Origin of the sequence: Planctomonas psychrotolerans, assembly GCF_008642235.1 — a bacterium.
In the GTDB taxonomy this organism is placed as follows: domain Bacteria; phylum Actinomycetota; class Actinomycetes; order Actinomycetales; family Microbacteriaceae; genus Planctomonas; species Planctomonas psychrotolerans.
The window spans coordinates 1,542,714-1,556,215 of record NZ_SJEV01000001.1; the positions used below are offsets into that span (position 1 = coordinate 1,542,714).

The following is a 13,502-nucleotide window of genomic DNA, read 5'->3' on the forward strand; positions in this document are numbered from 1 at the left end:
GGACGTGACCGGGGTGCTGCTCGCCTGAGGCTCGGCAACGGTGATCTCGCTAATGAGAAGCTCCTGACACTCGACGATCGTCGTGGTCCACTGTGGAAGGTTTTCATGAACGATGGGCAGTGCATAGGGCGAACACGCGGGGAACCGCAAAAGAATTCCGCCCGCCGACGGCGATGCTCGGCGGTGCGGCGATCAGCGCAGGCGGACGAGTGCCTGCACCGGAAGATGGTCGGACGCGGCGCGTCCCTCCGACGTGAACGGGTCGATGGCGGCCGTCAGCACCTCGACCCGGTCGCTGGCGAGTACCCAGTCGATGCGGGGTCCGCCCTGCACCGGGCGGGTGTAGTCCGGCCGGGTGCCGTACTCCGCGGTGACCCGGCGGGAGGCCGCGACCCAGGTGTCGCGAAGGCCCGCGCCCTCGGTGAGGATGTCGAACGACGGGGAATCCCCGGCCGGGGCGTTGAAGTCGCCGGTCACGATGACGGGCACGTCGGAATGCTGCGTGCGGATGCGTTCCACGATGGCACGCGCGCTCTGCTCGCGGGAATTGTCGTCGTGGTTGTCGAGGTGCGTGTTGAGGACGGCGAACTCGATCCCCGTCGTCCGGTCGCGGAAGTGCGCCTCGGTGACCATGCGCGGCACCTCGTTGCCCCAGGACCGCGATCCGATCGCGTCCGGAGTGTCGGACAGCCAGAGGTGGTCGAACCCCACCAGGTCGAGCCGTGCCGCGGCGTAGAAGATGGCGCAGAACTCGCCCCGGCTGCCGCCCTCGCGGCCCATGCCCACCCAGCGGTACGACGGCGGGAGGGCGCGGGCGACGGCGCCGACCTGGGAGTAGAGCGCCTCCTGCACGCCGAGGATCGTCGGACGCTCGATCTGCAACCAGCGGGCGAGCACGGGTTCGCGCTCGGGCCAGTAGTCGGGGTTCCCGGGCGCCACCCCGGTCTTCGCGTACCGCAGGTTGTACGAGGCGATGTGCAGCGTGTCGCGCTCGGCCGGGCCGATCACGCGGGGATCCCGTCGATCGCGTGCGCAACGGCGGCATCCGCGGCGAACCGGGCCGGCAGCGTGGACCGGTGCGTGCTGCGAAGCTCGCGGAGCGACAGGGTGAACAGGCCCTGGATCTCGAGGGCGGCGTCCGGGACGTCGGCCGAGGAGGTGCCCGGCGTCGTGGCACCGCCGTCGGTGACGCCGATCCGCAGCACGGGGAACCCGCGGCCGGCGCACAGACCGACGAACTTGACGTCATCCTCCCGCGGCACCGACACGATCATGCGCCCGGTGGACTCCGAGAACAGTGCGGTGGCCGCGTCGACGCCATCGCGGTCCATCAACTCGTCGAGCCACACCCGTGCGCCCACGCCGAAGCGCAGCACCGACTCGGCCAGGGCCTGGGCGAGGCCGCCGTCGGAGAGGTCGTGCGCGCTCGCGATGATGCTCTGGCCGCTGCCGGCGCGGATCAGGGCGGCGAGCGCCTGCTCGGAGCCGAGATCGACGGCGGGCGGACGGCCACCGAGATGGCCGTGCACCACTCCGGCCCACGCCGATCCGTCGAGCTCCTCCGCCGTCGTGCCGAGGAGGTAGATGTTGTTGCCCTCGTCCTGCCACCCGGACGGGATGCGCAGGGCCACGTCGGAGATGACGCCGAGCATCGCGACGACGGGCGTGGGGTGGATGGGCTGGTCGCCCGTCTGGTTGTAGAAGCTCACGTTGCCGCCGGTGACGGGGATCTCGAGCTCGAGGCAGCCGTCGGACAGCCCCTCGACCGCTCGGGAGAACTGCCACATGACCTCGGGGTTCTCCGGGCTGCCGAAGTTGAGGCAGTCGCTCACCGCGACCGGGGTCGCGCCGGTGGCCGCGACGTTGCGGAACGCCTCGGCGAGGGCGAGGCGCGCACCCTCGTACGGGTCGAGCTGGCAGTAGCGGCCGTTGGCGTCGGTCGCGATGGCGAAGCCGAGGCCGGACTCCTCGTCGACGCGGATCATCCCCGCGTCGTCGGGGAAGCTGAGCGCCGTGTTGCCGAGCACGTAGCGGTCGTACTGGTCGGTGATCCAGCTCGCGTCGGCGAGGTTGGCGCTGCCGAGCAGCGCGAGGAACTGCTCGCGCAGCTCGCCGGCGTCGGTGGGCCGGGGGAGCGCCCCCGCGCCGTCCGCCTGCAGGGCGTCGAGCCAGGCGGGGTACGCCACCGGACGGTCGTACACCGGCCCGTCGACGGCCACGGTGCGCGGCTCGACGTTGACGATCTCCTCGCCGTGCCAGTTGATGACCAGCCGACCGGTGTCGGTCACCTCGCCGAGCACGCTGGTCTCCACGTCCCACTTGGCGGTGACGGCGAGGAAGCCCTCGAGCTTGTCCGGGGTCACCACCGCCATCATGCGCTCCTGGCTCTCCGACATGAGGATCTCCTCGGCGGTGAGCGACGGGTCGCGCAGCAGCACGCGCTCGAGCTCGATGAACATGCCGCCGTCGCCGTTCGACGCCAGCTCGCTCGTCGCGCAGCTGATGCCGGCGGCGCCGAGGTCCTGGATGCCCTCCACGAGCTTGCCGGCGAAGAGTTCGAGGCAGCACTCGATGAGCACCTTCTCGGCGAACGGATCGCCCACCTGCACGGCGGGACGCTTGGTGGGTCCGCCCTCGGAGAACGTGTCGCTGGCGAGGATGGATGCGCCGCCGATGCCGTCGCCGCCGGTGCGGGCACCGAACAGCACGACCTTGTTGCCCACGCCCCGGGCGTTGGCGAGGTGCAGGTCCTCGTGGCGCAGCACGCCCACGCTGAGCGCGTTGACCAGCGGGTTGCCCTGGTACACCGCGTCGAAGTACGTCTCGCCCCCGATGTTGGGGAGCCCGAGGCAGTTGCCGTAGAAGCTGATGCCGCTCGTGACGCCGTGCACCACACGGGCCGTGTCGGGATGGTCGATGTCACCGAAGCGCAGCTGATCCATCACGGCGACGGGGCGAGCACCCATGGAGATGATGTCGCGCACGATACCGCCGACGCCGGTCGCGGCGCCCTGGAACGGCTCGATGTAGCTGGGGTGGTTGTGGCTCTCGACCTTGAAGGTGACGGCCCAGCCCTCACCGACGTCCACGACCCCGGCGTTCTCGCCCATGCCGACCATGAGATTCTTCGTCATGGCGGGGCTGACCTTCTGGCCGAACTGGCGCAGGTACTTCTTGCTCGACTTGTAGGAGCAGTGCTCGCTCCACATGACCGAGTACATCGCCAGCTCGCCGCTGGTGGGCCGGCGGCCGAGGATCTCACGGATGCGCTCGTACTCTCCCGCCGTCAGGCCGAGGGCGGCGTAGGGCTGCTCCTTCTCCGGGGTGGCAAGGGCGTTCGTGACGGTGTCCGCGGCGGGTCTCGCGGGAAGATTGGCGGCTGCGCTCACGCGAACAGGACTCCTTGGAAGTGGGCGACTCGGAACGGGGGAGGTGCGGGCTGCCGTCAGGCTGCGGCGAACGTGCTGAGCACGGACGTGAAGAACGCGAGGCCGTCGATGCCGGAGCGCATCGCGTCAGGGGTGTCCGGGCCGAAGCCGGGCTCGGTGGCGTGCTCCGGGTGCGGCATGAGACCGACCACGTTGCCGCGCTCGTTCGTGACGCCGGCGATGTCGTTCAGCGACCCGTTCGGATTGGCGCCGAGGTAGCGGAATGCGACCCGGCCCTCGCCCTCCAGGCGCTCGAGCGTGTCCGCGTCGGCGATGTAGCCGCCCTCGCCGTTCTTCAGCGGGATGGTGATCTCCTGCCCGGCCTCGAATCCGCCCGTCCAGGCCGTGGATGCGTTCTCCACCCGCAGGCGCTGGTCGCGGCAGACGAAGGTGCCGACCGCGTTGCGGATGAGCCCGCCGGGAAGCAGGTGAGCCTCGGTGAGCATCTGGAATCCGTTGCAGATGCCGAGCACGGGCACGCCGCGATTCGCCGCATCGATCACGTCGGTCATGATCGGCGAGCGGGAGGCGATGGCACCGGCGCGGAGGTAGTCGCCGTAGCTGAACCCGCCGGGCAGCACGATGGCGTCGACGCCGTGCAGGTCGTGGTCGCCGTGCCAGAGCGCGACGGGGTCCGCACCGGCGAGGCGAACGGCGCGTTGCGCGTCCCGGTCGTCGAGTGAACCGGGGAAGGTGACGACGCCGATCCGCATCAGCGCTGCACCGAATCCGCCGCCGCGCCGAGGGGGGTCTCGGTCGTTGTGTCGCCGCTGTCCGCGCCCGGCCCGAGGTCATCGGCCTCCGCGGCGTGCACACTGATCACGTCTTCGATGACCGAGTTCGACAGCAGGTCGGCGGCCAGCTGCTGCACCTCGGCGAGAAGGGCGTCGTCCACGGGTCCGTCGACGGTCAGCTCGAATCGCTTACCGAGACGTACATCGGAGAATCGGGACTTGCCGAGCCGCGCCAGCGCCCCGGCCACGGCCTTGCCCTGGGGATCGAGCAGTTCGGCCTTGGGCATTACCTCGACGACGATCGTGGGCACGAAGACATCTCCAACGGACGAGAGCGGGTGGATGCCACGATTCTAGCCGCTGGCGCGGGGGGTGCCGCGCTGGCGCGGCTCGGCGGTCCCGGTGGTTCCCGCCCGCACCGTTCCCCGTACGGAGTGTCCCGCGCGGGAACGGAAACGAGGCGCGCGACGAGGGATGTCCTCATCCGGGCGGTAGCCTGCTCGGGTAGCAAGCGGAAAAACACCACGACGCCGCCGTTCCTGGCGAGCAAGGGAAGGATCCCCGATGAGCTCCACCGACGGAACCACCACGGCCCGGGAAGCGATCGCCTCTGGCCGCGCGACCCTCGGTATCGAACTCGGGTCCACGCGGATCAAGGCGTGCCTCCTCGGCGACGACCCGAGCGTGGTCATCGCCTCCGGCAGCCACGAGTGGGAGAACCAGTTCGTCGACCGGATGTGGACCTACTCGCTCGAAGACGTGTGGACGGGGCTGCAGGCGGCTTACGCCGCCCTCGTCGCGGATGCGGAGGAGCGCCACGGCGTGCGCCCGGAGGGGCTGAAGGCCATCGGCATTTCGGCCATGATGCACGGCTACCTCGCCTTCGACGCCGAGGACGAGCTCCTGGTGCCGTTCCGCACCTGGCGCAACACCACCACGGGGCGCGCGTCGGAGGTGCTCACCGAGCAGTTCGACACGAACATCCCGTTGCGCTGGTCCGTCGCGCACCTGTACCAGGCGGTGCTCGACGAGGAGCCCCATGTGCCCGAGGTCCGCTTCCTCACCACCCTCGCCGGATACGTGCACTGGAAGCTCACCGGTGAGCGTGTGCTCGGCGTCGGGGACGCATCGGGCATGTTCCCGATCGACGTCGCCACCGGCGACTACGACGCCGGGATGATGTCGCGCTTCGACGCGCTCGTGGCCGAGCCGCACGCCGGCATGGCGCTGCGGAACCTGTTGCCCGAGGTGCTGCCTGCGGGCCGTGCGGCCGGCAGCCTGACGCCGGAGGGTGCGGCGCTCCTCGACTCGACAGGGGGCCTCCGCCCCGGCGCCGTGTTCTGCCCGCCCGAGGGCGACGCCGGCACCGGGATGGTCGCCACGGCTTCGGTCGCCCCGCGCACGGGCAACGTCAGCGCGGGCACCAGTATCTTCGCCATGGTCGTGCTCGAGCGGCCGCTCGAGGGCATCCACCACGAACTCGACGTCGTGACGACACCGGCCGGGAACGCGGTGGCGATGGTGCACTGCAACAACGGGGCCAGCGAGCTGAGCGCGTGGGTTTCGATGTTCAGCCGGTTCGCCGCCGCCTCCGGTACCCCGAGTGACAGCGACGCGGTGTACGAGGTGCTCTTCCGGGAGGCGCTCGAGGGCGAAGCCGACGCGGGCGGCGTACTCGCCTACAACACTCTCGCCGGTGAACCCATCGTCGGGCTGCCCGAGGGCCGGCCGCTCGTGGTCCGCACCCCGGACAGCCGCCTCACCCTGGCCAACTTCATGCGTGCACAGCTCTACAGCGTCTTCGGTGCCATGAGCATCGGCATGCGCGTGCTCGACGACCAGGGCGTCACCATCGACCAGATGATGGCCCACGGCGGGATGTTCCGCACGGCGGGGGTCGCGCAGCGGTTCCTCGCGGGCGCTCTCCGGGCGCCGGTCGCGGTCGCCCACATGGCATCCGAGGGAGGAGCGTGGGGCATCGCCGTCCTCGCCGCCTACGTGTCGGCCGCCGAGAACACCGATCTCGATGGTTACCTCCGGGAAACGGTGTTCGCCGACACCGAGATCGACACCGTCTCCCCGGACCCCGCCGATGTGGCGGGCTTCGCCGCGTTCCTCGACCGCTACTCGGCGGGCCTCGCCGTGGAGCGCGCCGCGGTCGACGCGCTGTAGCGGCGCAGCACGCAGCGCCGGATTCCGCTGGTGAAGGCGCCGATGCGCGACGCGGGTGGCGACGAGCCACCGGAGGCTGTTCCATTTCCGCATGGTTGGGTGCCCCTCGGCGAATACCAGTGGTTCACCGCCGCCCTCACCCTCGGCGTCGTGCCCGCTCTCGGCATTCTTACCTGGCTGGCGTGGCCGGTGTTCCAGCTGGGCATGGCGCTCGATCCGGAGATGGACTTCTCCCTGCGCATCCTCTCCGGTCTGGCCTCGATCGCCGTGGCCCTCGGTGCGTTGACCCTGTTCCAGCGGTTCCGCGCGCCTCGGCCGTTCGCGAACTTCGACACGGACCGCGTTCGTCTCGGCCGCCACGAGGTCCTGATGACCGACCTCGTCTGGGCGCAGTTCCTCGTGACCGGCTCGGTGAAGAGACCGGGGATCTCCCTGCTCATCGGCTCGGACTCGAAGAAGCAGGCGGCGTTCCGGCTCCGATCGGGCAACGGGTACCTGATCGACGGGGACACCGCACGCCTCGTCAGCGAGGTGCTGCGGCGCTCCGCCGTCGAGATGCCGAAGGACCGGTTCGACCCGAAGGGTCGTTTCCTGAAGACGACCTTCCCCATGCACCTCACTCGTGATGAAGCCATCGATGCCGTGCTGGCGCCGGAAGACTTCACCCCCGACTTCCTCGCGCCGCCCGCGTGAGCGGCCATATTTCCTGAGCCGCCACGGTCCCTGAGCCGCCCACGGTCCCTGAGCCGCCACGGTCCCTGAGCCGCCCACGGTCCCTGAGCCTGTCGAAGGGACGCGAGTCGCTCTCAGCGCGGCGGCCGATCGTCGGCGCCGCATTCGACCAGCCGCTCGTACGTCGTCCACAAGTCGTCCATGGGTCGCGGCGAATCGAGGAGCAGGGCCTCGAGATAGAGGAGGTGGGTGTGCCAGCCGGGCAGATAGCCCGCGACCGCATCACCGAGTCCCTCGTGCTCCAGCCTCATCTGCGTCGACGCCCCAGCAGGGGTGACGGCGATGCGAAGCCGGGACAGCGGTTCGTCGGGGAATTGCCACGTCACGTCGAGCAGCCGCTCCGGAACGCACTCCCGAACGCGGCTGGTGCAGGAATAGTTCTCCGCGTGCTCGACGATGATTTCACCGCCTCGCACGTAGGTCCCGGCAGTGGGAGTTCCGAGCCACTGCGGCAGCGCCTCCGCGTCGGTGAGGCCCCACCACAGTCGGCCGGGGGTGGTCGCCATGGCCCAGTCGAGGACGACACGCTGGTCGGCCGGGTGGATCGCGCGGCTCAGCAGGGGCATGCAACGACCGTAACCGTCGCGTGGAGGAGGCGTGCTGCGGGGGGCGTCCCTTCGACGGGTGCAGGCCCCGTGTGCGGGTCGGGGACCGTGTGGGGGTCGGGGACCGACCGGACCAAGGTTCCTTTCGGGTGGGCCCGATACGGTCGAAGTGGTCGCTGTCAGCGGCCGGACGAATCCCCGGTCACCGAGTGACCGGCGGCGCACCGTCCATCGGTGCACCGCTGCGGGATCCCCCGAAGGCGCTGGCGCGACGAGCGTAATGGCGCGACGTCCGTGCCATCCAGCAGGGAAGGGATGCCGAGGCCGACTCCGGTCGGTCCGTATCCGATGCTCGACCACGGGAACGGTATTCCTCCCGGACACATCGAGAAAGGACACCATGTTCACCCAGACCGATCTGATGACACTCGTCAATGCCGGGGACGATTCCCTCAAGGTTTCCCTCTTCCTCCCTACCGCGCCATCCGGCCGCGAGACCCTGCAGGGGCGCATCGTTCTGAAGAACGCACTCGCGCGGGTGCGTGCCGAGCTCGATGCGCGCGAGGTCGACGACTCCGCCACGGACGACCTGCTCGCCCCGGCCGAGGCGATGGTGCGGGATACCGACTTCTGGCAGCACCAGAGCGAGGGCCTGGCGATCTTCCTGGCCCCCGATTCGCCGCCGCGACACTTCTCCGTGCCGATCCCCCTCACCGAGGAGGTCGTGGTGAGCGAGGCGTTCTCGGTCGGACCGCTTCTGCCGCTGCTGTCCGCGGACGGATCGTTCACCGTCCTGACGGTCACCACGAACCGGGTGCGCCTGTTCGAAGCATCACGGTTCACCATGGACGAGGTCGACGACTCCGGCCTGCTGTCGAGCCTGCAGGACAGCATGGGGGAGTCGGACTACGAGAATCCGCTCCAGGCGAGCCCGGTCGCCCGTCCCCACACCGCCGACTTCAGCATCAGCAACGCCCAGGTCTACGGCGACAGCCCGGCCGAGTGGCAGGACTCGCAGACCCGGGAGTTCGCCAGTCGCGTCGCCTCGGCGCTCACCGCCTACCAGGCGTCGCATCCCCGTCCGACGGTGCTGGTGTCCGGTGCCGAGTACATCGGTCTCCTCGGGTCGACGGATGCCGTCACCGACAGTGTCGACGTGGACCCGGAGTCCCTCGACGACCAGAAATTGCACGAGGTGGCCTACGAGAAGGTGCAGGCCGTGCTCGATGACGGTCGTGCGCGTGCGCTCGACACCTTCGCCATGTTGCGGGGCGGGGAAGACGCGCGCGCCGTCGTCGGCTCCGGCCTGGTCGCTCAGGCGAGCACCGAGGGGCGGGTCGACACGCTTCTCTACCGCCACCTGTCGCCCACGGAAGCGTCTGCGGAAGGGGGAGAGTCGGACGTCGAGGAACGTCGACTTCTCGATTCCGCGGTGATCGAGACTCTGCGCAACGGCGGGACGGTCTACGCCCTGGACGATTCTCCCGTCGATGACCGGGTGCGTGCCGTCCTCCGGTACTGACGTTCCCCGTCACCTGCGCGGCGCCCGACCAAGCCCCGCCCGTTAACGCAGTTCGTCCCCGGCCGAGAATGGCCGGGGACGAACTGTTGGTGTGCTGCGCTAGTCGCGGAGCACGGCTTCGCGGAAGTTAGCGCGAGGTCGTGGTGCGGACGACGTCGCCCTCGTTGCGGGGGGAGACGACGGAGCGGACTCCGAGGATTCCGCCCACGGCGGCGATGATGGCGCCGAGCAGCAGGCCGATGAAGCCCCACGTGGAAGCGGCCTGTGCTTCGTCGGAAGCCTCAGCAGCGGTCTGCTGGGCGTCCTCGAGCGCTGCGTTGGCGTCTTCCTGGGCCTGCTCGATGTCTTCTTCGCTGACAGCGCTCTGCGCTTCCTCGACCTGCTCGCCGGACACTGCCTGGCTGGCGGAGGATGCAACGGTTCCCACTACGCCACCGACGGCGCCGAGCAGGCTTGCGCCCAGCCAGACCGCGAGAGCAAGAGCGGTGACCAGGGAGGTCGCCCAGGTGAGGAAGCCGTGAAGCAGTCCCGCACGCGCTGCGAGCGCGCCGGCGACGTATCCGGCTGCGGCAAGAGCGAGCGCCAGAGCGATGACGCTCCAGATGCCTGCGCCCATGCCCGAACCACCGAGTCCGATGGCCGCGGTGACCAGCGACAGCAGCACGGTGACGGCGAGGAAGGTCATGACACCGGCGATGATGGCGCCCCATGACACGTTCGAGGAGCGGTCGGTGCGGTCGGTGCCGACGAGCGACTCCTTCGTGACGTCGTTTCCGTCGTGCACAGCGTGTGCTGTGGAGTTCGCGCGGGGATTGGTGTTGTTTGCCATTCTTGCCTCCTGGGCGGTTGGGATGATGCAGTGAGCCGGTGAACACCGGCGCGGGTGCAGATTCACTACGGGCGAATCGACGCCTGCGGTGCTGTGTGTTTCTCGAGCGGCCGGACGCTGTGTTTCTCGCTCACCCTCGGCTCCGACGTGCGGAGCGATTGGCGAGGGCGACACGACCTGGCGGGTTTTCGACGGAAGGACCGTCATGGATTCGCGAATGCTGCGATCGTCGATAGGGGGGAGACGACGTTTCTCCGGCATACCCGTCTGTGGGTGCCCGGTCGCTGGCATTCGTCGAGACGAAGACACGACCGGGGCTCGGGCAACCGTTTACGAAACTACACGGCTGACATTTCCCCGGCTACGGGGTTGTGCCAACCCCTGTTAATCGAGTATGACGACGAACTGGGCGCGGGGACGGGTCGCTTCGATGAGCACGGCGTTGCGTTCGTCGGTGCCGCCCGCCCACGCTACAGCCTCCGCGTGCGTGCGCCCGTGAGCCTCGTGCCGGGCGACGAGCCGGCGCATCCGCAGTGCGGGATCCACGCTGACGAAGAAGGTGAGGTCGAGCATGCCCGCAACCCGGCCCCAGCCGTGCGAGTCGAGCAGCAGGTAGTTGCCCTCCACGATGACGACGCGCGCCTCGGGCGGGATCGCGATGGCCCCGGCGATCGATTCCTCGATCCGGCGGTCGAACTCGGGCGCGTACACGGTGGCCGGCTCGGGTCCGTCCGTCGCCGACGTGCGGATGCGCGCCAGGAGCGCGGTGAACCCCGCCGCGTCGAATGTGTCCGGCGCACCCTTCCGGTCGCTCCGCCCGAGCCGTGCGAGCTGGCGGTTGGCCAGATGGAAGCCGTCCATCGGCAGGAGAACGGCGGTCGGCCCGAGTGCCGAGGAGAGTCGTCCGGCGACCGTACTCTTCCCGGCACCGGGCGACCCGGCGATGCCGACCACCGTGCGATGGCGGCCGGATGCGACCTGCGTCACCGCATCGACGAGGTGTTCGAGCGTCCGCGGCGTGCCGGGGTTACCAGCGGCGTTGCTCACGACGCACCGCTCACTTCGGTGCCACTCGGCGCTGCACCGTCGTTCCGGTGAGCCGCGGCGTCCAGCTCGTCGTCGATTGCGGCCATGCCGCGGAAGGCCTCCTCGAAACTGGTGCTGAGCGGGGCGAGGCCCACCCGCAACCCGTCGGGGGAGCGGAAGTCCGGAATCACATTCCGCCGCCACAGGGCTGCAGTGACGGCTCGGAAGGAGCGATGCGAGAGCGTCACGTGGCTGCCTCGGCGCTCCGCGTTCCGCGGCGACGACACGCGCACCCCGTGACGTGCCAGCGTGGTGTCGGCGAGCTCGATGACGAACTCGGTCAGCGCCACGGATTTCTCGCGGATGGGACCCATACCGGCGTCGGCGATCAGCTCGAGGGTGTGCTGCATCGCGATCATCGCCGAGATCGGTGGCGTGCCGCTGAGGTAGCGGCGCATCCCGCGCGCCGGCGCGTAGTCGGGGGCCATGGCGAAGACGTCGGCTGCGCCCATCCACCCCCAGATGGGCTGTTCGAGCTCGGTCTGCAGATCGGCGCGCACATAGGCGAATGCGGGCGAGCCCGGTCCGCCGTTCAGGTACTTGTAGGTGCAACCGACGGCGATGTCCACGCCCCAGGCGTCGAGCTCCGTCGGCACCACGCCCGCCGAGTGGCAGACGTCCCAGAGCATCAGGGCGCCGGCGCGGTGCACGATGTCGGTGATGGCAGGCGCATCGGCGAGGAAGCCGGAACGGTAGGCCACCTGGCTGAGCACCACCAGGGCCGTCCGTGGTCCGAGAACGTCGGCGAGCGTCTCCGGGACCACGCCCGCTGCCGCATCGGTGTGCACCAGCCTCAGCGTGACGCCGCACTCCGCTGCGATCCCCTGCAGCACGAACCGATCGGTGGGGAAGCTGTCCGCGTCGATGACCACCTCGTCGCGGTCGGGCCGTGCCCGCAGCGCCGCGCGGATGAGCTTGTAGAGCAGCACCGTGGTGGAGTCGCCGACGATCGTCTGTCCTGGCGCGGCACCGAGCGCCACCTGGCCCATGCGGTCGCCGATGACTTCGGGAAGAGCCATCCACCGCTCGTCCCAGCCGCGGATGAGGCGGCTCCCCCATTCCTCCGTCAGGAAGCGGTGCACGTTCTCGATGCTCGCGGTGGTGGGGCGCCCGAGCGAGTTGCCATCGAGGTAGACGGTGCCGAACGGGTCGGTGCCGGTTCCCCCCTCCGTGCTCCCGCCGGCGTCACCGGCCGTGGCGGTCGCGAAGAGGTCGCGGTAGGAGCGCAGCGGATCGGCGGCGTCCAGGGCGCGGGCGGTGGCGAGGCTGATCATCGGGAACCCTCCGCTGTCAGGTCGAGCACCATCTCGAGGTCGCGTTCCGCGGTGTTCAGCGCGTACGGGGTGTATCGTCCGGTTGCCCGGAATCCCCGGCGCTCGTAGTAGGCGGCGGCTCGCGCGTTGCGCTCGTGCACCTCGAGCACGAGCGAATCGACCCCCTGGGCGCGGGACCACTCGATCACCGCATCCAGTAGTGCGTCGGTGACCCCGTGGGCCCTGCCCCGACTGTCGGGTGCCACGTAGACGCTCACGAGGTGCGCCGCATCCTCCCGCACGAAGCAGTTCATGCTGCCCCGCCATCGGCCGCTCGACACATCCACCGCCGCGAAGGCCGCGTTGCCGAGCAGCTCGTTGCGGCCGGCGCGCTGCCGCCATTCGCTCTCGGCCCGGGCCTCGGCCGTCTCCCGTGTCTCCAGGTAGGCGAGCGGCGTGTCGGCGAGCATCTCCAGGCGAAGCGCGCGAGCGAGCTGCCAGTCCGCTTCCCGAATCGCGTGGATGTGCACGGGGATGGGCATGCTTCGACGGTACCGGGATCCGGAACGGGCCGGTGAACCGGGAGGCCCTAGACCATCTGCCCGTTCCAGCGGATGTCGCCCTGCGGCCAGTCCTCGAGGGGACTCGCGACCGGGAGCACGAGCCATCCCGTGTGCCCGCGAACCACCCGGGCCGGCTCCTCGATGGCGAACCCGTTGTACGACCCGACGGTGCCGGGCAGCGGATGCCAGCCGTGCCGCTCGTAGTATCCCGACGTCTCGGCTCCGGTCTCCAGCAGACCGAACGGCACCGCCATGTCGTCCAGTACCCCGCGGATGGCGGCGGCGAGGGCGCCGCCGAGGCCGGTGCCTTGCAGATCGGGTCGCACCGACACCATGCCCACGGCGCCGACGAGCTGGTCGTTCGCGAACGACGAGTCGCCCGTCTGCACGAACAGCCGCTTGACGCCCGCGTGTGCCGCGATCCCGGCGCCATCCGATGCGGTTATCCGGGTCTCCGGCTGCATTCCGGACCAACTGGCCGTGCCGTGGAAGCCGGTCGCGTAGCTCGGGAAGGACAGGGCCAGCATCCGGGTGATGTCCTCGTGGTCCTGCACCGTCAGGTTCCCCTCGCGGCGTATGTCGAATGTGCTCATGTCGGCAAGGGTAACGGCGCCCGTTGACGTTCCGAGGCGCGCACC

12 protein-coding genes and 1 pseudogene are annotated in these 13,502 nt (G+C 69.8%); 3 read left to right on the forward strand and 10 right to left on the reverse strand.

Annotated elements, in window-relative coordinates; all coding sequences use genetic code 11:
- Positions 1-192 precede the first annotated feature (192 nt).
- From EY822_RS06980 to purS, 4 genes and pseudogenes are all read right to left on the reverse strand, one after another.
- Complete coding sequence (locus EY822_RS06980) at positions 193-1,008, reverse strand: endonuclease/exonuclease/phosphatase family protein (RefSeq protein WP_150307610.1); 816 nt, start codon at positions 1,006-1,008, stop codon at positions 193-195.
- A complete protein-coding gene (gene purL / locus EY822_RS06985) occupies positions 1,005-3,389 on the reverse strand; it encodes a phosphoribosylformylglycinamidine synthase subunit PurL (RefSeq protein ID WP_150307611.1) in 2,385 nt (794 codons plus the stop codon). Before purL ends, EY822_RS06980 begins: the two co-directional genes overlap by 4 nt.
- A 56-nt stretch (positions 3,390-3,445) precedes the next feature.
- Positions 3,446-4,141 carry a phosphoribosylformylglycinamidine synthase subunit PurQ gene (gene purQ, locus EY822_RS06990; RefSeq protein WP_150307612.1) on the reverse strand — a complete coding sequence of 232 codons (696 nt, stop codon included), beginning with the start codon at positions 4,139-4,141 and terminating at the stop codon, positions 3,446-3,448.
- 80 nt (positions 4,142-4,221) lie between these two features.
- Positions 4,222-4,473: pseudogene (purS, locus tag EY822_RS06995) on the reverse strand (phosphoribosylformylglycinamidine synthase subunit PurS); the annotation flags it as partial.
- Between the two features lie 253 nt (positions 4,474-4,726).
- On the opposite strand from purS, the gene EY822_RS07000 reads away from it, so the two are divergent.
- Positions 4,727-6,334 carry a xylulokinase gene (locus tag EY822_RS07000; protein WP_150307615.1) on the forward strand — a complete coding sequence of 536 codons (1,608 nt, stop codon included), beginning with the start codon at positions 4,727-4,729 and terminating at the stop codon, positions 6,332-6,334.
- 99 nt (positions 6,335-6,433) lie between these two features.
- Entirely contained in the window at positions 6,434-7,027 is a 594-nt protein-coding gene (locus tag EY822_RS07005; RefSeq protein ID WP_150307616.1) for a hypothetical protein, read from the forward strand.
- 113 nt (positions 7,028-7,140) lie between these two features.
- Here EY822_RS07005 and EY822_RS15360 read toward each other — a convergent pair whose 3' ends face one another.
- Positions 7,141-7,632 (reverse strand): SRPBCC domain-containing protein, encoded by a 492-nt coding sequence (locus tag EY822_RS15360; protein ID WP_227497092.1) that lies wholly within the window; start codon positions 7,630-7,632, stop codon positions 7,141-7,143.
- Between the two features lie 379 nt (positions 7,633-8,011).
- On the opposite strand from EY822_RS15360, the gene EY822_RS15365 reads away from it, so the two are divergent.
- On the forward strand, positions 8,012-9,133 hold the full coding sequence (locus tag EY822_RS15365; RefSeq protein WP_227497093.1) for a baeRF3 domain-containing protein: 1,122 nt from the start codon (positions 8,012-8,014) through the stop codon (positions 9,131-9,133).
- A 127-nt stretch (positions 9,134-9,260) separates the two neighbouring features.
- Here EY822_RS15365 and EY822_RS07020 read toward each other — a convergent pair whose 3' ends face one another.
- The 5 genes from EY822_RS07020 to EY822_RS07040 all read right to left on the reverse strand — a co-directional run bounded on the left by EY822_RS07020 (position 9,261) and on the right by EY822_RS07040 (position 13,457).
- Positions 9,261-9,962: a hypothetical protein gene (locus EY822_RS07020; RefSeq protein ID WP_150307621.1), complete on the reverse strand. Its 702-nt coding sequence runs from the start codon at positions 9,960-9,962 to the stop codon at positions 9,261-9,263.
- A 384-nt stretch (positions 9,963-10,346) separates the two neighbouring features.
- The gene (locus tag EY822_RS07025; RefSeq protein WP_150307622.1) at positions 10,347-11,009 is read right to left on the reverse strand and encodes a nucleoside/nucleotide kinase family protein; all 663 of its coding nucleotides are present in this window, start codon (positions 11,007-11,009) and stop codon (positions 10,347-10,349) included.
- Positions 11,006-12,322 (reverse strand): kynureninase, encoded by a 1,317-nt coding sequence (locus EY822_RS07030; RefSeq protein ID WP_150307623.1) that lies wholly within the window; start codon positions 12,320-12,322, stop codon positions 11,006-11,008. The genes EY822_RS07025 and EY822_RS07030 overlap by 4 nt, the downstream gene beginning before the upstream one ends.
- A complete protein-coding gene (locus EY822_RS07035; RefSeq protein ID WP_150307624.1) occupies positions 12,319-12,843 on the reverse strand; it encodes a GNAT family N-acetyltransferase in 525 nt (174 codons plus the stop codon). The genes EY822_RS07030 and EY822_RS07035 overlap by 4 nt, the downstream gene beginning before the upstream one ends.
- A gap of 47 nt (positions 12,844-12,890) precedes the next feature.
- Entirely contained in the window at positions 12,891-13,457 is a 567-nt protein-coding gene (locus EY822_RS07040) for a GNAT family protein (protein ID WP_150307625.1), read from the reverse strand.
- Between the last annotated feature and the right edge of the window lie 45 nt (positions 13,458-13,502).

What these genes read in the sequence shown, in the direction of transcription:
- purQ (WP_150307612.1), bottom strand. Translation starts at nt 4,141, where the DNA reads ATGCGGATCGGCGTCGTCACCTTCCCCGGTTCACTCGACGACCGGGAC.
- EY822_RS07000 (WP_150307615.1), top strand. Translation starts at nt 4,727, where the DNA reads ATGAGCTCCACCGACGGAACCACCACGGCCCGGGAAGCGATCGCCTCT.
- EY822_RS15360 (WP_227497092.1), bottom strand. Translation starts at nt 7,632, where the DNA reads ATGCCCCTGCTGAGCCGCGCGATCCACCCGGCCGACCAGCGTGTCGTC.
- EY822_RS15365 (WP_227497093.1), top strand. Translation starts at nt 8,012, where the DNA reads ATGTTCACCCAGACCGATCTGATGACACTCGTCAATGCCGGGGACGAT.
- EY822_RS07020 (WP_150307621.1), bottom strand. Translation starts at nt 9,962, where the DNA reads ATGGCAAACAACACCAATCCCCGCGCGAACTCCACAGCACACGCTGTG.
- EY822_RS07030 (WP_150307623.1), bottom strand. Translation starts at nt 12,322, where the DNA reads ATGATCAGCCTCGCCACCGCCCGCGCCCTGGACGCCGCCGATCCGCTG.
- EY822_RS07035 (WP_150307624.1), bottom strand. Translation starts at nt 12,843, where the DNA reads ATGCCCATCCCCGTGCACATCCACGCGATTCGGGAAGCGGACTGGCAG.
- EY822_RS07040 (WP_150307625.1), bottom strand. Translation starts at nt 13,457, where the DNA reads ATGAGCACATTCGACATACGCCGCGAGGGGAACCTGACGGTGCAGGAC.